The organism is Sporichthya brevicatena (assembly GCF_039525035.1).
GTDB classification, from domain to species: domain Bacteria; phylum Actinomycetota; class Actinomycetes; order Sporichthyales; family Sporichthyaceae; genus Sporichthya; species Sporichthya brevicatena.
On sequence record NZ_BAAAHE010000049.1, the window covers coordinates 43566 to 63696 of the forward strand.

The 20131-nt window shown below is 73.7% G+C and carries 24 protein-coding genes and 1 riboswitch; of the genes, 12 read left to right on the plus strand and 12 right to left on the minus strand.

The window, feature by feature from the left end; genetic code table 11:
• Positions 1-15: 15 nt before the first annotated feature.
• The 4 genes from ABD401_RS22660 to ABD401_RS22675 all read right to left on the minus strand — a co-directional run bounded on the left by ABD401_RS22660 (position 16) and on the right by ABD401_RS22675 (position 3299).
• Positions 16-870 carry a protein kinase family protein gene (locus tag ABD401_RS22660; RefSeq protein WP_344609052.1) on the minus strand — a complete coding sequence of 285 codons (855 nt, stop codon included), beginning with the start codon at positions 868-870 and terminating at the stop codon, positions 16-18.
• Entirely contained in the window at positions 860-1462 is a 603-nt protein-coding gene (locus ABD401_RS22665; RefSeq protein ID WP_344609054.1) for a hypothetical protein, read from the minus strand. The genes ABD401_RS22660 and ABD401_RS22665 overlap by 11 nt, the downstream gene beginning before the upstream one ends.
• Positions 1463-1659: 197 nt before the next feature.
• Positions 1660-2751 (minus strand): serine/threonine-protein kinase, encoded by a 1092-nt coding sequence (locus ABD401_RS22670; protein WP_344609056.1) that lies wholly within the window; start codon positions 2749-2751, stop codon positions 1660-1662.
• A complete protein-coding gene (locus ABD401_RS22675) occupies positions 2748-3299 on the minus strand; it encodes a hypothetical protein (RefSeq protein ID WP_344609058.1) in 552 nt (183 codons plus the stop codon). The genes ABD401_RS22670 and ABD401_RS22675 overlap by 4 nt, the downstream gene beginning before the upstream one ends.
• A gap of 170 nt (positions 3300-3469) precedes the next feature.
• Here ABD401_RS22675 and ABD401_RS22680 point away from each other — a divergent pair, with 170 nt between their 5' ends.
• Genes ABD401_RS22680 through ABD401_RS22690 form a run of 3 tightly spaced genes read left to right on the plus strand, consistent with a single transcriptional unit; the run spans position 3470 to position 7069 of the window.
• Positions 3470-3742, plus strand: coding sequence for a DUF2277 domain-containing protein (locus tag ABD401_RS22680; RefSeq protein ID WP_344609060.1), 273 nt, complete (start codon positions 3470-3472; stop codon positions 3740-3742).
• A complete protein-coding gene (locus ABD401_RS22685; protein WP_344609062.1) occupies positions 3739-5838 on the plus strand; it encodes a RecQ family ATP-dependent DNA helicase in 2100 nt (699 codons plus the stop codon). The genes ABD401_RS22680 and ABD401_RS22685 overlap by 4 nt, the downstream gene beginning before the upstream one ends.
• 46 nt (positions 5839-5884) lie before the next feature.
• Positions 5885-7069, plus strand: a complete 1185-nt coding sequence (locus ABD401_RS22690; RefSeq protein WP_344609064.1) for a GNAT family N-acetyltransferase — start codon at positions 5885-5887, stop codon at positions 7067-7069.
• A 40-nt stretch (positions 7070-7109) separates the two neighbouring features.
• Here ABD401_RS22690 and ABD401_RS22695 read toward each other — a convergent pair whose 3' ends face one another.
• The gene (locus tag ABD401_RS22695; protein ID WP_344609066.1) at positions 7110-8204 is read right to left on the minus strand and encodes a hypothetical protein; all 1095 of its coding nucleotides are present in this window, start codon (positions 8202-8204) and stop codon (positions 7110-7112) included.
• Between the two features lie 95 nt (positions 8205-8299).
• Entirely contained in the window at positions 8300-9652 is a 1353-nt protein-coding gene (locus ABD401_RS22700; protein ID WP_344609068.1) for an FAD-binding oxidoreductase, read from the minus strand.
• A 149-nt stretch (positions 9653-9801) separates the two neighbouring features.
• On the opposite strand from ABD401_RS22700, the gene ABD401_RS22705 reads away from it, so the two are divergent.
• Both ABD401_RS22705 and ABD401_RS22710 read left to right on the plus strand, forming a co-directional pair.
• Positions 9802-10713 carry a hypothetical protein gene (locus ABD401_RS22705; RefSeq protein WP_344609070.1) on the plus strand — a complete coding sequence of 304 codons (912 nt, stop codon included), beginning with the start codon at positions 9802-9804 and terminating at the stop codon, positions 10711-10713.
• 114 nt (positions 10714-10827) lie between these two features.
• Positions 10828-10968 carry a hypothetical protein gene (locus ABD401_RS22710; RefSeq protein ID WP_344609072.1) on the plus strand — a complete coding sequence of 47 codons (141 nt, stop codon included), beginning with the start codon at positions 10828-10830 and terminating at the stop codon, positions 10966-10968.
• A 41-nt stretch (positions 10969-11009) separates the two neighbouring features.
• On the opposite strand, the gene ABD401_RS22715 is transcribed toward ABD401_RS22710, so the two are convergent.
• Positions 11010-11903, minus strand: a complete 894-nt coding sequence (locus ABD401_RS22715) for an alpha/beta hydrolase (RefSeq protein WP_344609074.1) — start codon at positions 11901-11903, stop codon at positions 11010-11012.
• Between the two features lie 27 nt (positions 11904-11930).
• Positions 11931-12046: riboswitch (cobalamin riboswitch) on the plus strand.
• A gap of 32 nt (positions 12047-12078) precedes the next feature.
• On the opposite strand from ABD401_RS22715, the gene ABD401_RS22720 reads away from it, so the two are divergent.
• Positions 12079-12300, plus strand: a complete 222-nt coding sequence (locus tag ABD401_RS22720) for a CbtB domain-containing protein (protein WP_425566235.1) — start codon at positions 12079-12081, stop codon at positions 12298-12300.
• Between the two features lie 31 nt (positions 12301-12331).
• Positions 12332-13201, plus strand: a complete 870-nt coding sequence (locus ABD401_RS22725) for a CbtA family protein (RefSeq protein ID WP_344609076.1) — start codon at positions 12332-12334, stop codon at positions 13199-13201.
• Here ABD401_RS22725 and ABD401_RS22730 read toward each other — a convergent pair.
• A complete protein-coding gene (locus tag ABD401_RS22730; RefSeq protein ID WP_344609078.1) occupies positions 13153-13938 on the minus strand; it encodes a (2Fe-2S)-binding protein in 786 nt (261 codons plus the stop codon). The two genes, ABD401_RS22725 and ABD401_RS22730, sit on opposite strands and share 49 nt — an antisense overlap.
• The gene (locus ABD401_RS22735) at positions 13928-14434 is read right to left on the minus strand and encodes a mycothiol transferase (RefSeq protein WP_344609080.1); all 507 of its coding nucleotides are present in this window, start codon (positions 14432-14434) and stop codon (positions 13928-13930) included. The genes ABD401_RS22730 and ABD401_RS22735 overlap by 11 nt, the downstream gene beginning before the upstream one ends.
• Positions 14435-14516: 82 nt before the next feature.
• Here ABD401_RS22735 and ABD401_RS22740 point away from each other — a divergent pair, with 82 nt between their 5' ends.
• Both ABD401_RS22740 and ABD401_RS22745 read left to right on the plus strand, forming a co-directional pair.
• Positions 14517-15101 (plus strand): TetR/AcrR family transcriptional regulator, encoded by a 585-nt coding sequence (locus ABD401_RS22740; protein ID WP_344609082.1) that lies wholly within the window; start codon positions 14517-14519, stop codon positions 15099-15101.
• Complete coding sequence (locus tag ABD401_RS22745; protein ID WP_344609084.1) at positions 15098-15526, plus strand: MarR family winged helix-turn-helix transcriptional regulator; 429 nt, start codon at positions 15098-15100, stop codon at positions 15524-15526. Before ABD401_RS22740 ends, ABD401_RS22745 begins: the two co-directional genes overlap by 4 nt.
• On the opposite strand, the gene ABD401_RS22750 is transcribed toward ABD401_RS22745, so the two are convergent.
• Positions 15509-16207 carry a TetR/AcrR family transcriptional regulator gene (locus ABD401_RS22750; RefSeq protein ID WP_344609086.1) on the minus strand — a complete coding sequence of 233 codons (699 nt, stop codon included), beginning with the start codon at positions 16205-16207 and terminating at the stop codon, positions 15509-15511. The genes ABD401_RS22745 and ABD401_RS22750 overlap by 18 nt on opposite strands.
• 90 nt (positions 16208-16297) lie before the next feature.
• Here ABD401_RS22750 and ABD401_RS22755 point away from each other — a divergent pair, with 90 nt between their 5' ends.
• The 3 genes from ABD401_RS22755 (at position 16298) to ABD401_RS22765 (ending at position 18432) form a co-directional block, all read left to right on the plus strand.
• Positions 16298-17215 (plus strand): AurF N-oxygenase family protein, encoded by a 918-nt coding sequence (locus ABD401_RS22755; RefSeq protein ID WP_344609088.1) that lies wholly within the window; start codon positions 16298-16300, stop codon positions 17213-17215.
• A 27-nt stretch (positions 17216-17242) separates the two neighbouring features.
• A complete protein-coding gene (locus tag ABD401_RS22760) occupies positions 17243-17674 on the plus strand; it encodes a hypothetical protein (RefSeq protein WP_344609090.1) in 432 nt (143 codons plus the stop codon).
• A gap of 185 nt (positions 17675-17859) precedes the next feature.
• The gene (locus ABD401_RS22765) at positions 17860-18432 is read left to right on the plus strand and encodes a hypothetical protein (protein WP_344609092.1); all 573 of its coding nucleotides are present in this window, start codon (positions 17860-17862) and stop codon (positions 18430-18432) included.
• Here ABD401_RS22765 and ABD401_RS22770 read toward each other — a convergent pair.
• Together ABD401_RS22770 and ABD401_RS22775 are read right to left on the minus strand one after the other, a co-directional pair.
• Complete coding sequence (locus tag ABD401_RS22770) at positions 18408-19340, minus strand: hypothetical protein (protein WP_344609093.1); 933 nt, start codon at positions 19338-19340, stop codon at positions 18408-18410. The two genes, ABD401_RS22765 and ABD401_RS22770, sit on opposite strands and share 25 nt — an antisense overlap.
• A gap of 47 nt (positions 19341-19387) precedes the next feature.
• A complete protein-coding gene (locus tag ABD401_RS22775; RefSeq protein WP_344609095.1) occupies positions 19388-19981 on the minus strand; it encodes a hypothetical protein in 594 nt (197 codons plus the stop codon).
• Positions 19982-20131 lie beyond the last annotated feature (150 nt).

Genomic DNA, 20131 nt, shown 5'->3' on the forward strand with positions numbered 1-20131 from the left:
GACGCTGACACCCCGTCAGCCGCCGAGGGTGTCGATGACGCCGTCGAGGTCGGAGAGCTGCTGGTCGAGCGAGGTCGCCGCGGGCGGCGGGATCTCGGTCCCCGGGTCGTCGCTGCCCCCGGTCGTCGCCACCACGGCACCGACCACGACACCGACCGCGAGCAGCGCCCCCACGACGGCGAGGACGACCTTCGCACTCGGCCGACGCCGGTAGCGGTCCTCGGGCGCCGGCGGCAGCTCGGTGGCCACCGGGATCGGCTGCGTCTGCGCCGCCGGGGCCGGGAGCGGGAACAGCGGTGGCGCCTCGGCGACCGCGCCGGCCTCGACCGGCGGGAACGGCGGTGCCGGAGCCGGGACCGGAGCAGCGGTCGGAGCCGACGGGGTCGGAGCGGGTGGGGTCGGAGCGGGTGGGATCGGAGCGGGTGGGGTCGGGGTGTCGTCGACGGTCCGGGCCCGCGGGACGGGGGCGCCGCCGAGCAGGGCGAGGGCCTCGCTCGCGGAGCCGGGGCGCAGGACGGGCTCGTCGGCGGTGAGCATGCCGATCAGGACCATCACCGGCGCGGAGGCGTCCGGGCCCGCGGCGGCGGCGAGCACCTGCCCGCAGGCGAGCAGGTCAGCACTGACGTCGTCGCTGCTCGGAACCGCGTCCGGGGCGGCGCCGCGCTGGGTGCCGATCTTCGAGCTGTGGAGCCGACCCTCGCCGTCGAGGCGGACGGTGTCCGGACGCAGGTCCCGGTGCACCGTCCCCTTCGCGTGGAGCTGGGCGAGCATGTCCAGCAGGTCGCGGGCGAGCTGCGCCAGCTCGTCGCGGCCGAGCGGCCCGGACTGCAGGCGGTCGGCGAGCGTCCCGCCGAGGTGGTCAGTGCGCACCGGAGCCTCCCGAACGCTTGTCGCGGTTCCGGTCCTTCTTCTTCTCGGCCTTCTGCTTCTCGGCCTTCTGCTTCTCGGCCTGCTTGCGCTCGGCCTCGGCCTTCTCGCGCTCGGCCTTCTCCTGAGCCTCACGCTCGGCGAGCCGCTTCTCGATGTACTCGGCGAGGCGTTCGCGGAGCATCTCGCTGAAGCGGGCACCGGTCTCGCCCTGCAGGATCTGCTCCGGGCTGAGCGCCGGTGTGACCGGGGCGGCCACCGGAGCCGGTTCGGGCGTGGGCTCCGGCGTCGCGGTCGGTGTGGGCTCCGGCGTCGGGAGAACGACGTCGGCCATCACCTTCGTCGCGATGGCGTCGGCGTGCGCGAGCAGACCCGCGGCCTCGCTGTCGGTCAGCTCCCCGGCGTCGAGCAGGCGCTCAACCTCGGCGCGGAACGACTCCACCGCCGCGATCGCTGCGTCACGGTCGGAGCTGTCCGCGGCCGCACGCACCTGGGCGACCCGCTCGTGCAGCAGCTCCTGCGACGCCGCACCCAGCGTGGTCGACGCCCCGTCACACCCGGCCAACGCGAGCACGGCGAGGCCGGCCACCACCATCCGACCGCACGCAGGCAGCCGTCGTCCTTGTCGCGCAAGCATGCGCGTCCCCCTCCGTCGCCTACAACGCCCCCCGGCGCCGCCCGGATCCGGGCGTTCTGACGGTGTCTCTGCATCCACGAAAGCACGGGGAGTGGCCGTTCGTCCCGAGACTTGCGGCATTCGAGTACATCGTGAAGGTCACTCAGAATCACCTCTCAGCGACGGACCGCTTCGATCGCCGCATCGAGTCCGTCGAACTGCTGCGACAGCGATCCCTGCGGCGGAACCGGGACATCGCGGGGCGCTTCCGACTTGCCGGACGTGAGCACGACACCGGCCGTGACCAGCACGACCGCGGCCGCCACGCCGGCGATCAGCATTCGCGGCGGGGTGTGCGCGGAGGTCCGCACCGGCGGCGCCGAGCGGACCGGCAGGGTCGGGGCCGGCACCGGCGGCGCCGGCCGCGCCTGGGCCGGGATGCTCGGCCGCGCCGCGACGATCGGTGACGTCGGTTCCCCGCCGGCGAGCAGGGCGAGCGCCTCGACGGCCGAGGACGGGCGGCGCGCGGGATCGTCCTGCGTGAGCCGGGCGATCAGCGCGTGCACCGGCGGCGAGACGTCGTCGCCCGCGCTCTCGGCGAGCAGCACCCCGCACGAGTACAGGTCGCTGCGGACGTCCGCCGGATCGCCGGCGAGCACCTCGGGCGCGAGGTAGCGCTGCGTGCCGACCAGCTCGCCGGTGCCCGTGACACGCGTCCCGTCCGCGAGCTGTGCGACGCCGAAGTCGGTGAGGCGGACGCGGCCGTCGGTGCCGAGCAGGACGTTGGCCGGTTTCAGGTCGCGGTGCAGCACCCCGGCGTCGTGCAGGTGGGTCAGCGTGCCGAGCAAGTCCCGCGCGAGCGCCGTGAGGTCCCAACGATCGAGGCCGCCGGTGGAGATGCGGTCGGCCAGCGTGCCGCCGGGGACGTACTCCATCGCCAGGTACGGCCGCTCGTCGCCGTCCTCCACGGAGGCGTCGAGCACGGAAGCATTGAGGATCCGCACCACGCCCGGATGGTCGAGCGAGGCGGCGAGCTTGGCCTCCCGCGCGAACCGCGCGACGAAGGCGGGGTCGAGCGCGAGGGAGTCCGAGAGGATCTTCAGCGCGACCTCACGCCCGGTGACCGTGTCGTCGGCGACCCACACCGACGCCATCCCGCCCGTGCCGAGCAGGCGCAGCAGCAGGTAGCGGCCGTCACGGCCGAAGCGTTGACCGGCGACGACGTGCACCCAGCCGGTGCGGGTCAGCGGTTCGGCGCCGGCGGTCATGCGCGCCCCCGCTCGTCACGGCCGCGATCCCGGTCCCGGTCCCGGCGGTGCTCGCGCGCCTGGTCCTTCAGCCGCTGGGCGATCCGCCCGCGCAGCAGCGTCCAGAACGAGGACAGCTCGTCCCGGTCCGGAGTCCGGGCGACGGTCTGTTTCCGTGGCTTCGGCTGCGCCTTCGTGACCACGTGGGGTCTCGGAGTCGGCGCGGGCGTCGGCGGCCGCACCTCCGACGAGATCTGCACCGCGACGGCGTCGGCGTGCCCGAGCAACGCCACCGCCTGGTCGGGGGTGAGCTGCCCGCGCTCGAGCAGGCTCGCGACATCGGCGCGGAACTGCGCCAGCGCGGTGCGCGCCGCGTCGGGGTTGTCGAGCACGGCCGCCGCGCGCATCGCGGCGACGCGTCCGTGCAGATCGGTGGCATCGGCGGCGGCCAGCCCGGTGGTGCCACCGGAGCAGCCGGCGAGCCCCAGCGGCACGGCCAACGCCAGACCGGCCGCGACCCGGCGCCACGAGCGCGCGGACCACCTCGAACGTGCGGACACTACGGACACGGACTTCCCCCCAACCGAGCGCATGCGCCCCCTTTCGCGCCCCCCGGCGCCGTCCTCCCCAGGACGTTCCGACGGTGTACCCGCTCGGTCGGGAGCCGAATCATCGGATTTGTCCACCGCCGAAAAGCTCGCCGGGCGCAGTGTCGGTCGGCGCGCCTAGGGTGGGCCGCATGTGCCGCAACATCCGGACCCTGCACAACTTCGCGCCACCCGCGACGCCGGAGGAGATCGCCGCCGCCGCCCTGCAGTACGTGCGCAAGATCAGCGGGACGACCAAGCCCTCGGCCGCCAACGCCGCCGCGTTCGAGCGCGCGGTCGCTGCGGTGACCGCCGCCTCGGCCCAGTTGCTCGACGAACTCGTCACCTCCGCGCCGCCGAAGGACCGCGAGGTCGAGGCCGCCAAGGCCAGGGCGCGCGCCGCGGTGCGGTACGGCAACGCGTGAGTCCCTCCGCCGGCGAAGCGGCGCTGACGCAGGTCCTCACCTCCCTCGCCGGGCCCGCCGCCCGGCCGCGCGCGGACCAGATCGAGGCCGTCGACGCGCTGCTCACCGGGCGCCGCGTGCTGCTGGTGCAGGCGACCGGCTGGGGCAAGTCCGCCGTGTACTGGGCGGCCGCGTCCGCCCTGCGCGCCGCCGGCCGCGGGCCGACGCTCGTCATCTCGCCACTGCTCGCGCTGATGCGGGATCAGGTCGCCGCCGCCGAGCGGGCCGGGCTGCGCGCGGCCACCGTCAACTCCGCCAACGTCGACGACTGGCAGGCGATCTTCGACGACCTCGCCGCCGATCGCGTCGACGTCCTGCTCGTCTCGCCGGAGCGCCTGGCCAACCCGAAGTTCGCCGACCGCGCGCTGCCGCTGCTCGCCGGCGCGGGGCTGCTCGTCATCGACGAGGCGCACTGCATCTCGGACTGGGGCTTCGACTTCCGGCCCGACTACCAGCGCCTCACGCGGCTGCTCGCGCGCCTGACCGAAGGCGCTCCGGTGCTCGCGACGACCGCCACCGCCAACGGCCGCGTGACCGAGGACGTCGCCGCCCAGCTCGGCCCCACGACACTCGTGCTGCGCGGCCCGCTCGCCCGCGCCACCCTCAAGCTCTCGGTGGTCCCCGGCCTCGGCGGCGTGCAGCGCTTCGCGTGGGTCGCCGACGCGCTCGCCACGCTCCCCGGGTCGGGAATCGTCTACGGCCTGACCGTCGACGCCACCACCTCGCTCGCGGAGTTCCTGCGCAGCCAGGGCCACAACGTCGCCGCGTACACCGGCGCGACGCCGCCGGAGGAACGCGCCCGCATCGAGGCCGCGTTGCGCGCCAACGAGCTCAAGGCCGTGGTGGCCACCTCCGCCCTCGGCATGGGGTACGACAAGCCCGACCTCGGCTTCTGCGTCCACGTCGGGTCGCCGGACTCCCCCGTCGCGTACTACCAGCAGGTCGGCCGGGCCGGCCGCGCGCTGCCGCCGGAGCTCGCCGCCCTGGGCGCGGTCGGCGTGCTGCTGCCCGCGGCGGAGTCGGACCCGCGGATCTGGGACTACTTCGCGACCGCGACCATCCCCGACCCGCAGGCCGCCCGGCAGGTGCTCGGGCTGCTCGACGCGCTCGCCGAGGCGCAGGGACCCGACGCGACGATGTCCGTGCCGGCGATCGAGGCCGAGACCGGCCTGCGCCGTGGCCGCCTCGAGGCTCTGCTGAAGACGCTGCACGTCGACGGCGCCGTCGAGCGCAAGGGCTCCGGCTGGTGCTCGACCGGCACGGGCTGGACCTACGACGCCGCGAAGTACGACCGCATCGTCGAGGCCCGGCGCGCGGAGGCCGACCTGATGCGGACCTACGCCGCCGGCCACCGGTGCCTGATGGAGGTGCTGACCGAGGCCCTCGACGACCCGGCCGCGGGGCCGTGCGGGCGCTGCTCGGTCTGCACCGGCGAGCTCCCGGCCCCGGGCGCGGGGCCCTCACCCGCGGCGCTGGCCGCCGCGACCCGGCACCTGCGGGGGCGGCACCACGTCCTCGAGCCGCGCAAGATCTGGCCCTCCGGCGTCGCGCGCAAGGGCCGCCTCGCCGGGGTGGAGCCCGGCCGCGCGGTCGCGTTCGCCGACGACCCGGCGTGGCTGGAGCTGATCGCGGAGCTCGCCGGCCCGGACGCCGACCCGTCCGAGGAGCTGCGGACGGCGCTCGTCGACGTCCTCAAGGCGTGGGCGAAGGACTGGGCCGAGCGGCCCGTCGCCGTCGTCCCGGTACCGAGCCGGCGCCGGCCCCGTCGGGTCGCGGGGATGGCGGCGCACATCGCCGCGGTCGGGCGGCTCCCGCTGCTCGACGTCCTGACGGTCAGCGGTCCCGCGCCGGAGGCGGACGTCGCCTCGGCGGCCCGGGTCTCCGGCCTGCTCGCCGGGCTCGCGGTCTCCCCCGACGCACCCGCGCTGCCGGACGGACCCGTCCTGCTCGTCGACGACGTCAGCCGCACCGGCTGGACCCTCACCGTCGCGGCCGCGCTCCTGCGCGACGCCGGGGCGGGCCCGGTCCTTCCGTTGGTCGGTCACCGGCTGCCCTGACCCGCGGCCGGGCCCGACGGAGCCGAAAAGGCGGAAGGATGACGGCATGGCCCTCGAGATCCGCGCACTCGGCGAGCACGACGACGCCGCGGCTTGGCAGCTCTCCCGACTGGCCTTCGGCGGGCCCGTGGAGCGACCGGCGGCCCGGCGGCCCACCCCGGCCGCGGGCGCACACGCGCTCGGTGCCGTCGACGGCGGGCGGCTGATCGGCAAGGCCGTCGGGCTCGAGCACGCGTACTTCTACGGCGCCCACGCCGTGCCGGCGGTCGGCATCGCCGGGGTGGCGATCGCCCCGGAGTACCGCGGCGGCGGCGTGCTGCGCGAACTCCTCGGCCCGGTGCTGGCGCAGGCCCGCGAACGCGGCGCGGCGGTGTCGGCGCTGTTCCCCACGACCGCGGTCCCCTACCGGCGGCTGGGGTGGGAGCTCACCGGCGTCCTGCGCTGGACGGCGGTGCCGACCGCGGCGCTGGCGGCCGAACGCCGACCCGCGAATGTGACGGTGCGTCCGGCGGAGGAGTCCGACGTCCCGGCGATCCTCGGCGCCTACTGCGCATGGGCCGCGGACGGCGCGGGCATGCTCGCGCGCACCGGGCCGCTGTTCGACCACACCCCGGCCGCCGTCCTCGCCGGCCACGACGGGTTCACGGTCGCCGAGGGCCCGGCCGGCGTCGAGGGCTACGCGAGCTGGGACCGCCAGGGCGGGTACGACGAGCACGGCGTCCTCTCGGTGGCCGACCTCGTCGCGCACACCCCGCGCGCCCTGACCGCACTGCTCGCGATGCTCGGGACCTGGCGCAGCGTCGCGCCGACCCTGCACCTGCGGCTGCGCGCCGACGACCCCGCGTGGCTCGTGACCGGTCTCGCCGGCGCCCGCACGCACTCCGAGCAGCCGTGGATGCTGCGCCTGGTCGACGCCCGCGCCGCGTTCCAGGCCCGCGGCTGGCCCCACGCCCTCGCCGGGTCGGTCGACCTGGACCTCGCCGACGACCTCTGCCCGTGGAACGCCGGGCCGCACCGCCTCACGCTCGAGGGCGGGCGCGGGACGCTCACCCCCGGCGGTGACGGCACCGTGCACCTCGGGCCGGGTGGGCTCGCCGCGATCTACGCCGGCGCCCGGACCCCGGCCGTCCTGCGCCGCGCGAATCTGCTCTCCGGCGGCGACGAACGCACCGACGCGTTCCTCACCGCCGCGACCGCGGGCCCCGCGCCGTCGCTGCTCGACTACTTCTGAGCCACGTCTGAGCTACTTCTGAACTACGTCGCAGGCGCTGTCAGTACATGAGCAGGCGCGGGACCACGACGCTCTCGAGGTGGTCCCAGCCGGCGATGCCGACGTGGCCGGTCTCCCAGTCGGCGAGCGGGACGTCGAGCACCGCGCCGGCCGCCGGGTCGTAGACCACGACGGCGTCGTCGCGGGCGGAGAACGCGAGCACGACGTGCCGGTCGACGTGCCGGCCGACGTACACCGGGACCGGGACGCCGGCGGTCACCCCGCGCAGGACGGCGTCGAGGCAACGGCGCAGGTGCACCGGGTCGCTGCCGTCGACCGGGACCCAGCCGTAATGAGCCCCCGTCAGATTCGGGAAGCGGTTCAGGAAGGCGGCCAGGGCCCAGGGCGGGGACCCGAGGGCGCGCGGCCACGGCACCGGACCGAGCGCCTTGCGCGTCAGCGCCTCGTGCACCGCGTGCTGCTGGCTGCGGAACCGCTGCTCGAACGGCAGGCCGTCGCCCGAGCGCTCCGGCTGCAGGTGTTCACCGCTGGTGAGCCACAGTGCGTAGGCCGGGTCGAGCAGCACCCGGGTGAGGATCGCGCAGGTCGGTCCGCACGTGGTCGGGCTGAGCTGGCGCAGCCGCAGCGGGGCGCCGTCGTCGTCGACGAACGTGGCCGGCCCCGCCAGGCCGGTGAGCACGCCGAGGTGCCGGTGCAGCCACTTCGCGTCCTTGGCGTGGGACGCCACGGCGGCGGCGAGCTGCTCGACCGCGCGCGGTCCCTGACCGGTCGCGAGCATCGCGACCAGGTAGGTGCTCAGCGCGAGCGAGGCGCCGCTCAGAGCCTTGGTGACGGTCTCGCGGCCCTCGACCCCGGCCGTGGTGAGCCGGTCGGCGGCGAGCACGAGGCGGTACGGCGTGAGGATCGGACTCCCGTCGGCGCGGCGCACCTCCTCGACGGCGGCGAGCCCGGCGGGCCCGAGCAGGCCGGCGAGGTGCTCCCGGGCCCGGCCCAGCGCGACGTCGGAGACGACGGGTGCGGGCGGGGCCTCCGGGTCCAGCACCCCGAGGGCGGCGTCGAGCGGCCCGGCCCCGGCCGCGGGTCCGCGCCGCAGGCCGGACTTCACGCGGTGCACCACGGTCCACAGCTCCGGCATCTCGACAGCCTGTCATTTCGCTGAGAGAGGTCCAAACGCCCGCCCGCAGACCGGCCCCTGGACCGGCCCTCGGACCGGCCCCTCAGCCTGGCCCTTCAGTTCGGCAGCAGGACGCCGGGATTGAGCGTCCCGGTCGGATCGAACGCCGACTTCACCGCGCGCCACACGGCGATCTCCTCGGCCGAGCGCACCAGCGGCAGCCACCGCTGCTTCGCGCGGCCGATGCCGTGCTCGGCGCTGATCGACCCGCCGGCCGCGGCGACCAGGCGCAGCACGGCGTCGTCCGCGTCCTCGTCGGCCGGGTCGAGACCCGTGACGTTCAGGTGCAGGTTGCCCTCGCCGACGTGGCCGAAGATCCACGCCCGGGCGTCCGGGCGGAGGCGCGCGAGCTCGGCGGTCACCTCCGCGACGAAGCCGGCGAGGGCCGGCAGCGGGAGCGCGACGTCGAGCTTGTGCGGGATCCCGACCCGGCCGATCGACTCGGTGTGCAGCTCCCGGTAGGCCCACAGCCGCCGGGCGTCCGCGGCGTCGACCCCGGCGGCCACGTCGGCGACGCCGGGGACGTTCTCGACCAGCTCCCCGAGCAGGCTCCCCGCGTCGGCGGCCGCGGTCACCTCGACGAGCAGCAGCACCGGCGGGTTCGACGCGAACGGCGGCGACATCCCGTGCTGCTCGCAGACCAGCGCGACGCCGGGGGCGAACATCAGCTCGAGCACCTCGACGGCGGGCTCGCGGCGCAGGGTCGCCGCGGCGGCGACGGCCGCGGGCAGGTCGGCGAAGCCGAGCAGTGCGGTGGCCCGGTCGGCGGGGTCGGGGAGCAGCCGCAACCGGGCCGCGGTCACGACCGCGAGCGTCCCCTCGCTGCCGCAGATCCACCGGGGGAGGTCGTAGCCGCTGTTGTCCCGGGTCAGGCCACCGCGACGGGAGATCACGGCGCCGGTCGTCAACACCGCCTCGACGTCGATCAGCTGGGCGCGAGTGTCGCCGAGCCGGACGGCGCGCAGCCCGGCGGCGTTGGTCGCGATCGTGCCGCCGATCGTCGCGGTGTCCCGGCTCGCGAGGTCGACGCCGTAGCGCAGCCCGGCGGCCCGGGCAGCGACCTGGACGGCCCCGACCGTGGCGCCCGCTCCGGCGACGACCGACCCGGCGACGTCGTCGACCTCGACGGTGTCCAGGCGCCGCAGGTCGAGCACCACCGCACCGCGGGGAACGGCGCCCCCGACCAGCCCGGTGTTACCGCCCTGTGGCACCACGCTCACCCCGGCGTCGACGCAAATGTGCAACACGGCTCGAATTTCCGCGGCATTGTGCGGCGCGACAACAAAAGGTGCGGAACCGGTCCATCGCCCCGTCCAATCCGTGACGTGTGACGACAAATACCCCGCTTGCACATGAGAGGGACCAACCGCCGCTTTCAGGGCATCCGCGAGATCGTCCACGTTCGGCACCTACCGCTACCTCCGAGATCCAAAAGGGATACCCGACACCAATTTCCCCCCTTACGGAGGACTCCCTGGGGAAGGGAATCGGCGTTAGGTTGGGCTTTCCAGTTCGCATTCGGGAGCGAACCGGAGTTCAGGGACGAAGGGTGCACGTGATGCTCGCAGGTCTGCGCACGGTGTGTGCCACCTCAGCGGTCGCCTTGGTGGCGGCGGTCGCTCCCATGGGCACCGCCACCGCCGTCGAGTCGGCCCCCGCGGCCGCGACGAAGGCCGTCGACAAGAAGTCCAGTCCGCCGATGGTCACCTTTACGATCTCGGAGGACCGCACCGTCATCGAGGGTGCGCTCACCCAGCCGGCGGGGCCGCTTCGCCTGCGCGTCCTGGCCGAGGACGAGGACCACCTGCTCTCCCTCTTCCAGTTCAAGCCCGGCTACACCGTCAAGCAGATGCGCGCCGACACCCGTGCCCTGGGCCGGATGTACCGCGAGGGCGGCGAGGACAACGCCAAGGCCGTCAAGCGGATGCAGCGCAACACGATCACCTACGGCGGCGCCAACGCCAGCATGGGTTCGATGGCGACCGCGATCGTCAACCTCAAGCCCGGCAACTACTACATCAGCGACAACGTCGGCCCGCCCGGAGGCCACCTCTACAAGCTGAAGATCGTCCCCGGCAACAACCCGGCGCCGCTGCCCAAGGGCGTCCCGGTCATCAAGATGACCGGCGACAACGAGTACAAGGGCGCGAGCCGCCTGCCGGCGACCGGCACCGTCGAGATCGTCAACGCCATGCGCAAGGGCCACGAGTGGCTGCAGGCGGCGTTCCTCGAGGTCCAGCCCGGCACGACCGAGGAGCAGGTCGCGAACCTGTTCCGCGGCACCGGCGACGGCGGGTTCGTCCTCTCCGGCTACGCGGGCGGCGACACGCTCTCCCCCGGCAACCGCCAGTTCCTGAAGTACTCGGTGGAGCCCGGGACCTACGCGCTGATCTGCTTCTTCCCGGACCCGAACAACCCCGGGTCGACCTACGTCGCTGACGGCATGGTCCGCATCATCACGATGGACTGACCAGCACCCCGAACCCTCCGACACCACTCGACGAAGGGCGCGGCGAAAGCCGCGGCCTTCGTTGTCGGAAGGGATCCGTCCCGGCCCGGACCCGCGGCGTACCGTAAGAGCGCAATGACCGATCCCGACCGCCCCGTGATCCCCGACCGCAGCGAGGACGACTCCGACCGCGGTTGGGGCGACGACCGTCCCGGCGAGGGCGACGCCCACGAGGAGTGGCTGCGCCGCCAGCGCCCGCCCCACCACGGGGACTGAGGGCCCGCGCGGCCGGGCGATGACGCCGTTCGGGTGAACGCCTAGGTGCGCAGGATCGCCTCGACCAGATCGACGAGGGCGTCGTCGCCCGCCCCGAGCAGGCCCGCGAGCGCGTGGAAGTCGTGCCAGAGCCCGGGGTAGTCCCGGTGGTCGACGGTCACCCCGGCGGCGCGGGCCCGCTCGACGAGCTCCAGGCCGTCCGGCCGCAGGATGTCGTCGCCGGCGGTGTGCACCACGAGCGGCGGCAGCCCGGCGAGGTCGCCGTGGAGCGGAGACGCACGCCAGTCGTCGCTGGCGCCGCCGACGTAGTCGCGCGCGAAGCCGAGCACCGCGGCGCGGCTGAGCAGCGGGTCCGGGTCGTCGCCCGACCGCCAGGACGCCCCGGCGGTGAGGTCCACCCACGGACAGATCAGCGCGGCGCAGCGCGGCCGCTCCCCCTCGTCCCGCAGGCGCATCGCCAGGGCGAGGGCCATGCCCGCCCCGGCCGAGTCGCCGCCGAGGATGATCCGTTCCGCCGGCGTCCCGCCCGTGCGCAGTGCGCGGTAGGCGGCGACCCCGTCGTCGAAGGCGGCCGGGAAGGGGTGCTCGGGCGCGAGGCGATAGTCCAGGCCGAGCACCGGCAGGCCGGTGCCGACCGCGAGCCGGACGAACCCCGGGCGGTGCGAGCTCGGCGACCCGACGACGTACCCGCCACCGTGGAAGTAGAGGACTGCTCCCTGCTCGCGGGGCTTGGGGTCACCCGGCGGGTCGACGCGCAGCGCGGGCACGCCGCCGATGCGACCCCAGCTCGCCCGCGTCCCCCCGGGGCGCGGCATCGAGCCGGCGACGAGGTCGAGCGCGGCCCGGCGCACCGGTCTGGGCAGCCGGGGGGCGACGCTGAGCTCACGGACGAGAGGCAGTGTGGCCCGGACCACCGGGGCAGGGAGACGGAGCACGCCTCGACCCTAGGCAACCCGAGCGGTAGGGTCGAGACGCGCGAGGGCCCGGGGAAGCCGGTGAAAGTCCGGCACGGTCGCGCCACTGTGTGCTCCGAGCGATCGGGGCGAGTCAGGACACCGGCCCTCACGATGCCGCCCCAGCAGTGGGACGCACGATCCCCAAGGAGCCGACGTGAGCAGCACGACCCCGACCGCCCGCACCCACGAGACCGCGACGCCGCTGGTCCTCCCGACCTCGGCCGCGATGACGTGGCTGCTCGGGACGACGGTCGTCGCGATGATCGTCTACTACTTCATCGGCGTGGAGCAGGGCGCGACCGCCGTGTTCAGCGGGGCGCAGGTCCACGAGCTCATCCACGACGCGCGTCACTTCCTCGGCTTCCCCTGCCACTGACCCTTCGGGTCCTACCTGAGGGGAACCACCCGTGGAGAAGAAGCTCATCTTCAGCGGGCTGCTCGCCGGTGCCGTCGGTGGCTTGGCGTCGTGGATCTTCGCGCTGATCTTCGCCGAGCCGCTGATCGACCGTGCGATCGCCTACGAGGACGGACTGGCCGCCGCGCAGGAGGCGCTCGATCGCGCCGCCGGCTTCGAGGTCGTCGCCGATGACGGCGGCGACATCGTCAGCCGGGGCATCCAGTCCAGCCTCGGCCTCGGTATCGGGCTCGTGGCCTTCGGCCTCGCGCTCGGTGCGCTGTACGCGGTCACCTACACCGTCTGCCTCGGCCGCACCGGCCGGATCCGGGCCCGGCAGCTCGCGCTGCTCGTGGCCGCGGCCGGCTTCGTGACGGTCTCGCTGATCCCGTTCATCCGGTACCCGGCCAACCCGCCGGCCGCCAGCAACGACGACACGATCGACGACCGCGCCGGCCTGTTCCTGCTGACGCTCGTCATCGGTGTGCTCGCCGCGGTGATCGCCACCGCGGTCGGGCAGCGCCTGCAGCCGCGGTTCGGGACCTGGAACGCCGCGCTGCTCGCCGGCGCCGGGTTCGTCGCCGTCATCGCGGTCGCGCTCCTGCTGCTCCCGCCGCTGGGGCACCTCGACGCGAACGAGCTGGCGAACGGCGGGGAGCGGGCGACCGAGACTCCGCGCGCCCTGCGCGACCCCGACGGCAACATCGTGTTCCCGGGCTTCCCGGCCGACGTGCTCGCGGAGTTCCGCGTCTACGCGATCGCCGCCCAGGCCCTGCTCTGGGGCGTCATCGGCGTCGTGTTCGCCCCGCTCGCCGACCGGCTGCTCCGCTCCGGTCAGCGTCCCGAGGTCGCTCCGCCGCCGCGGGAGTCCGTCGGGGTCTGACGCCCCAGCAGAACACAATCGCCGCAGTACCCGCCGCCGGGAACCTGGTAGTACAGGCAGCAGGTACTGCGGCGAAATGCTGTTCCGGCGAAGGTGCCGACGCCGTCCAGCGGCTCCTGCGCGACGAGCCGGGTGCCGACGGCGAGCGCGACCGCGGCGTGCGCGGGTGCCGCCGCGCCGAGCATCTTGACCGCGCCGGCCGCCGCGGACGCCACGTTGCCCCACAGCAGCCGCTGCGACACCCCACCCGTCGCCGCGATCGCGGTGGTCAGTGCCGCGACCGGTCCGGTCGACAGCTGGGTGGACAGCGCGTCGGCGACCGCGGCCGGGTCGTCGTGCGCGACCGCGGTGCCCGTGGGTTCGGGCAGCGTGAGCGGCACCGGGCCCAGGACGTCGCGCCACCACAGACCGCCCAGGTCCGGGACGATCCCGCCCAGCAGCGCCGTCCCGAGGACCGGGGAGATCAGCCGCGACGCCAGCCCGAGGTGGGCGAGCGACGCGGCCGCGCGCGGCGGCACCTCCTCGAGCGGCAGACCACCACGCTCGGCGATGCCGGTGCGGATCGCGGCGATCCGCGCGCGGGTGACGTCAGCGTCGTCGGTCAGGTCGGAGAACGGCCGCCAGATCGGGGCGCCGTCCGCGGACGTCGCCGGCGGGGGGTCGGTGTCGAGGGCGAAGAACGGTCCGAGCGCCGACGCGGCGGCGAGGGCGTCGAGGACCTGCACGTCAGTGGCCAAGCAGACCCCGCACGTAGGCCGCCTGCCCGGCGTGCTGGAGACAGTCGTCGGCGACGCTGACCAGCCGCACCCCGAGCGTGACCGGCGGGTCGTAGGAGGTGTCGACGACGCGGTCGAGGTCGGCGGCGCTCAACGTCCCGAGGTACTCGGCGGTGCGGGCGTCGACGGCCTCGAGGTAGGGCAGGAGGTCGCTCGCGCTCTGCGGTCGGACCGCCGCGACCTGCTCGGTGGTGTGGCCGTAACCGATGTCGTCGGGATCGGCGCTCAGGCCCAACCGGCCGGCGTGATCTCCGCCGGTCCACACCTGCGAGTTTCCCGAGACCTCGCCGACCTGATGGTCCAGCACTCGAGTGAGATGCCACACGAGCCAGCCGATGTGATTGGCCGTCGGGGCGGGGCGCGCGTTCAGCGCATCAGCATCCAAACCGTCGATCGCACCCTTCGCCAGCGGGGCGATTCGACCGTACAACTCGCGCAACAAGTCGGAGATCTCCATGCCCTGCACCTTCCCCACTTCTCGTGTGGCATCGTCCACAGGCCGTTGATCAGTCGTCAGATCTTGTTGTTACGATGCCCTCGTGGCTAAATCTGACGCTCCGAAAGTCAAGCTCCGCACCGTCGACAAGCGCGTCGCCGGGCGTCGAGCGACCGAGACCCGGGACCGCATCCTCGAGGCACTGAGCACCCTGCTCGGTTCGATGTCGTACCGCAACGTGCGGGTCACCGACGTCGTGCGCGAGGTCGGCACGTCGCCCGCGACGTTCTACCAGTACTTCGCCGACGTCGAGACCGCCGTGCTGGCGCTCGCTCAGGACACCGCGAAGGAGTCCACCGGTCTGAAGACCGCGGGCGCCGGCGCTCGCACCGCGGGTGCTGCGGTGGACCAGGTGATCGCCGCCGTGGCCGCGTTCGTGAAGCAGAACGGCGCGCTGCTGCGGGTCATCGACACGGCGGCCGCCGAGGGCGACAAGCGCTTCGTGAAGGTTCGCCAGACCGTGGTGGGCAACGCCGCCGCCGGTCTCGCCGTCGTGGGCGGCAAGACCAAGGAGGTGGCGAGCAACGCCGAGGTCCTCGCCGCGCTGCTGCTGGCCGGGCCGTCCGACGCTGCTGCCGCGCGCCGCCTCGTGCACTGGGGCCTCACCGGGCGCAAGCCGACGGGTTGATCCCGACCGACCGACCGCTGGGGTACTGGGTCAAGCACCTCGACAACCTGCTCGAGACCTCGCTCGACCGCGTACTGGCCCGCAGCGGCATACGACGGCGGCACTGGCAGGTGCTCAACGTCCTGCGTGAGGGGCCCCGGGACCGGGCGCAGATCGCCGAGGCGATGTTGGCGTTCTGGCTCCCGGCCTCCGTCACGCAGACCGATGTCGTCGACGATCTCGTCCGGCGTGGCTGGGCCGAGATCGACGGCGACCTCTACGCCCTCACCTCCGACGGTGAGGAGGCGCACTCGCGGGTGTCCCTCGACGTCGCCACGCTGCGCGCGCAGGTGACGCAGGGTTTCTCCGCGGACGAGTACGCGGCGGTCGTCAACGCGCTCGCGAGGATGGCCGAGAACCTCGAAGGTTCAGAGCAGGGGCGGTAGCGGCAGGTCGGGGTCGAGTTCGACCCCGACACTCGCCAGCGCGGTGGAGATCATCGCCCAGGTCCACGCGGACAGGTGCTCGACGATCACGTCGGCGGCCTCGGCCCCGTCGGCGCTGCCCTCCGGGCCGCCCTGCTCGGTCCAGCGCTCGCTGACCGACTCGACCATGCCGACCACTGCATAGGCGATGGTCTCGGTCGTCTGATTCTCGACGCCCACCAGCGACAGATAGGCGCCGAACAGCCGCGTGAGGTGGTCGGCGACCGCGCGGCGCACCCCGGCGTAGCCGTCGAGCGCGCCGTCGTCGTCGTCCGGCCGCGCGTGCCGGCGCAGGTAGGCGTACAGATTGCGGTTCTCCGCGAGCCATCCGACGTGCGCGGCGATCGCGCCGCGGATCATCTGCCGCGCCGAGCCCTCGGGGCGCCAGAGCGGTTCCAGCTCGGCGACGATCATGCCCGCGACGCGGGCGGAGATCGCCCGCTCGAGGTCCGCGCGGTCGGTGAAGTGCCGATAGACCCGCGTGCGGGCGACGCCGGCCTCGGCCGCGAAGTCCTCCAGGGACGCGTTCGGGCCCTGCTGCGCGATCACGCGCAGCGCGGAGTCGACGAACTCCGCCTGACGGCGTTCACGCTGCCCCGCCCACCGAGCGGCCTGGCCGGACAGGGGTTCGGGGCTCGTCACGGCCAACAGCCTAGCCAATGACTGGTACATGGCGTACCGTGTAGCGGGTAAGAGTGGTACGGGATGTACCACCTTTGATGGGAGGGCCTCATGACCCCGCCGCTCAACCCGCTGTCCGGCACCGAGCTCGAGACGCGCCGGGAGCACGTCGCCGGCCGGCTGCTCGAGTCCTCCGCGCGGCACTCGTTCGACCCGATCACCGAGGTCGACTGGGACGCGCCGCTCGTCGAGGGCCTGCCGTTCATGCCGTTCGAGCGGATGTCGCTGTACGGCACCGAGCTGTGGGAGGGCCTGACCCACGCCCAGCGCGTCGAGCTCTCGAAGCACGAGTTCGCCTCGGGCATGCAGGTCGGGCTCTGGTTCGAGCTGATCCTCATGCAGCTGCTCGCCCGGTACGCCTACGACCTGGACCCGCGCAGCTCTCACGCGCAGTACGCCCTCACCGAGCTCGGCGACGAGACCCGGCACTCGATCATGTTCGCCCGGGCCGCGGACAAGCTCGGCGTCCCGCACTACAAGCCGGCCCGCCTCACGCACGAGCTGTCGCGCCTCGCGAAGGCGACGATGGGCGGTCCGTCCATGTTCGGCGCCGTGCTGGTCGCCGAGGAGACGACCGACCGCATGCAGCGCGTGATGATGGACGACGAGAACATCCAGCCGCTGTTGCGTCAGGTCAACCGGATCCACGTGATCGAGGAGGCCCGGCACGTGCGGTTCGCCCGCGACGAGGTCGTGCACCGCATGGCGGGGATGAACGTCGTGAGCCGTGAGTTCCACCGGCACGTCTGCGCGGTCATCTCCTTCATGATCATCGACTCGATGATCGACCCCCGCGTCTACACCTCCGTCGGCATCTCGCCGCGGGAGGGCCGGGCCGCTGCGCTGGCCAACCCGCACTACCAGGACACGCGGCGCTGGATGGCGGAGAAGATCACCGCCTTCCTCCGCGAGAACGGGCTGATCGGCGGCCCGTCGACGGCGATCTGGAAGCGCGCGTACCTGATCTGACCGGCGGCGCGTGCAAGACTGCGCGCCGTGGAGACGCTGGCCCCGGTACGACTGCAACGGCTGGCCAGCTTCCTGCCGTGGGCGTTGGTGTCACTGATCCTGCTGTGGGGCGGTCAGCTCGGCTCCGACACGTCGGACAAGGTGATCGGGTTCGGCGGTGCCGCGATCCTCGCGGTGGTGTCCTACCGCGCCGCGCGGATGCGGCTGATGCTCGGCGACGAGGTCGTGATCGTCGGCTGGTTCCGCACGCGCCGGGTGCCGTGGTCCGAGGTCGAGCGGTTCGTCGTCACCGAGCGCGGGCTGGCGATGCGGATGCGCGGCGGTCTGGAGGAGCAGATCCCCGCGTTCCCGATGGGCGGGTGGTTGTTCCGGTCGATGCGGGACTCGATGCGGGCGGACCTCGAGCGGGTCTGTGCCCAGGCGGAGCAGGCCCGCCGCGGCCGGCGGGGCCGTAGGTAAGGCGCACCCCGGGACTGTGTGATCTCCACGCGGCCGCCGGAATGGGGCCGGTCAAGTCCTGATCTGTCCGGGTTTCTGACGGTCTGACCAGCGGTAACGTCGGCCGGGCAGTTCCTGCCGACCCTTGTCGGATCGCCTGACAGGCCGTCCGAACCCGTCTTACCCTCGGCTCGGGGGGAGTTGTCATGCGTTCTTCGTGGCTTGCCGCGGCCTCGGTCGCGCTGTTGGCATGCCTGGGCGCGTGTTCGTCCGACGGGGACTCCACGTCCGTCGAGGCCGCGTCCGTCGCCGCCACGCCGACGCCCGAGCCGACCCCGGTGGACCCCTTCGCATGGACCGACGTCGAGTACGAGGACTACCTCGAAGCGGCGAAGGAACTGGGCCTGCGTCCCGACGTCCTCGTGCCCCAGGCCGGCTTCAGTTCCGGGCTCGGCGCGCTCTGCCGCAGCTCCGCCGAGGAACTCGCGGCCATGCGCTCCGCCCACGCCGAGTACACGCAGGACACGGACCGGTACGCGACCGCGAAGTACCTCAGCGACGAGATCGGCCTCCGCCTCGGGCTCGCGTGCCCGCAGCGCATGGGTGACTGGACCGAGGCCTCGATGGAGCGCGACTCGGAGACGGACGCGGAGAACAGCACCGTCACCGACGAGGACCTCGCCCGGGCCGCCGAGGAGGAGGCCAACAACAGCGGGGACGAGCCGTACGCGCACGAGACGGAACTGACGACTCCTCAGGCCACCCACGCGCCGGAGTAGATGACCAGGTTCGTGATGCCGCCGATGGAGCCCAGCTCGCCCTGCGGATCGGACGGGTCGAACCAGGCGAGCTGGCTGCCGGTCGGGTCGCCCGTGCGCCGGACGAGCAGCCGGCTGCCGTCCGGGTTCCACGCGAGCGGTTGCGACAGTCCCAGCTGCAGCTGCTTGCCCGCGACCGGGTCGAGCAGGATCAACGCCGCGGACGGGTCGTCACCCTTCTTGCGTTCGACGTTGTTCATCGCGACGGCGATGTAGCGCGAGGTCGGACCCCACAGCAGCTCACCGATGTCGCCGGAGATCGCCATTTCGCGGGTGGCTCCGTCCGCCGCACGGATGACCACGGACTCCCGGCCGTTCTTGCGGGTGCGCACCAGCGCGACCTGGCCGTCGGGGCCGGGCGCGGAACTGATCAGGTTGTCCTCGGTCTGGAACAGCGTGGACTTCACCTGCAGCGTCTCGTCGAAGAGAAGCGTGCGGTTCACCCGCAGGTCCTCCTCCGGCACGAGCACGTCGTCGAACATCAACGTGTGGTTGTCGACGAAGGACGGGTTGTAGGCGAACGGCCGGCCCAGCCCGGGGATCTCGGTGAGATCGCCGGCGGGTGTGACGAGGGCGAGCTGGTCGACCGCGCCGTCGGCGGCGGCGACCACGACGCGGCCGTCCAGGGCGTCGACCGTGGAGATCTTCTTGTCGTGCGTGATCCGGACGGCGGTCAGCGGGTCGAGCGTGACCCCGTAGAGGTCGGCGGCGAGCGGGTCGTTCGACTCGCTGGCCACCACGACGAGGTCGAAGCTGCTCAGCGGCCGGGGGCCGTCGGCGGCGGCCGCCCCGTCGTCCCCGCACGCGGCCAGTCCCAGCAGCAGGGCGGCCGCGCACAGGGCGGCGACGAACGGACGAAGGGGGCGCATGCGGTCATCGTGACCGGACCTCGTTACGCCCGTGTGTCCGCCGTGGTTCAGTAGGCCGAGGCCTCCACCACACGGAACGTCGAGGCGGCCAGCGCGTCCGCGGTCGCCCCGGTGTGGTTGGCGAAGAGCCGAACGCTCGTCGCCTGACCCGGGGTCAGGGCCGTCGTGAACACCGCGTCGAGGGTCACGCGTCGGCCCGCCTCGTCGAGCGCCTCCACCGTGACGTTGTACGCCAGCGTCCGCTCCGAGGTGTTGGTCAGCGTGACCGGGAGCCCGCCCGCGGCGTACGTCCCGAGGCTGACGCCGAGGTCGCGGGCGAGGACGTGGGCCGTCGCGGCCCCGTTCGCCTTCGCCGCCCGGGTCGGTGCGCCGCTGTCACCGGCGAGGGAGACCGCGGCCAGCAGACCGGCCACCGCGAGCACCGCGGCGCCGGCGACGCCGAGGCTGAGCCGGAGTCGCGAGGGCCCGACCGGCGTCGGCGCGGCCGGAGCGGGCGCGAGCAGGCGCTGAGCGCTCGGCGGTGCGCCGATCAAGCGTTCCAACGTCTCGTCCCGGCTCGGCGTGGCCTGGCCGGGCACGCCCATCACCAGCGTGAGGTCCACGGACTCCAACGGATCGATCTGACGCTCGTACGGACTCACAATCCCCCCCGAGATCGTGCCCAGGACGCCGCAGCCACCCCCACGGCGCGTGCCGGACCGGGACGCTGCCACGCGGGGTGCGCGGGGGCCAGGGGCCGTGGTGCGTGTGGGTGAGCCCGTCTCCGCCCGTGGCGGGACAAATCCCGATGA

Excerpts from the sequence above, each read along its gene's own strand:
- ABD401_RS22765 (WP_344609092.1), top strand. The coding sequence starts at position 17,860 with ATGCGTTCTTCGTGGCTTGCCGCGGCCTCGGTCGCGCTGTTGGCATGC.
- ABD401_RS22770 (WP_344609093.1), bottom strand. The coding sequence starts at position 19,340 with ATGCGCCCCCTTCGTCCGTTCGTCGCCGCCCTGTGCGCGGCCGCCCTG.
- ABD401_RS22710 (WP_344609072.1), top strand. The coding sequence starts at position 10,828 with ATGACCGATCCCGACCGCCCCGTGATCCCCGACCGCAGCGAGGACGAC.
- ABD401_RS22690 (WP_344609064.1), top strand. The coding sequence starts at position 5,885 with ATGGCCCTCGAGATCCGCGCACTCGGCGAGCACGACGACGCCGCGGCT.
- ABD401_RS22680 (WP_344609060.1), top strand. The coding sequence starts at position 3,470 with ATGTGCCGCAACATCCGGACCCTGCACAACTTCGCGCCACCCGCGACG.
- ABD401_RS22695 (WP_344609066.1), bottom strand. The coding sequence starts at position 8,204 with ATGCCGGAGCTGTGGACCGTGGTGCACCGCGTGAAGTCCGGCCTGCGG.
- ABD401_RS22665 (WP_344609054.1), bottom strand. The coding sequence starts at position 1,462 with ATGGTGGTGGCCGGCCTCGCCGTGCTCGCGTTGGCCGGGTGTGACGGG.
- ABD401_RS22705 (WP_344609070.1), top strand. The coding sequence starts at position 9,802 with ATGCTCGCAGGTCTGCGCACGGTGTGTGCCACCTCAGCGGTCGCCTTG.
- ABD401_RS22735 (WP_344609080.1), bottom strand. The coding sequence starts at position 14,434 with ATGGAGATCTCCGACTTGTTGCGCGAGTTGTACGGTCGAATCGCCCCG.
- ABD401_RS22755 (WP_344609088.1), top strand. The coding sequence starts at position 16,298 with ATGACCCCGCCGCTCAACCCGCTGTCCGGCACCGAGCTCGAGACGCGC.
- ABD401_RS22670 (WP_344609056.1), bottom strand. The coding sequence starts at position 2,751 with ATGACCGCCGGCGCCGAACCGCTGACCCGCACCGGCTGGGTGCACGTC.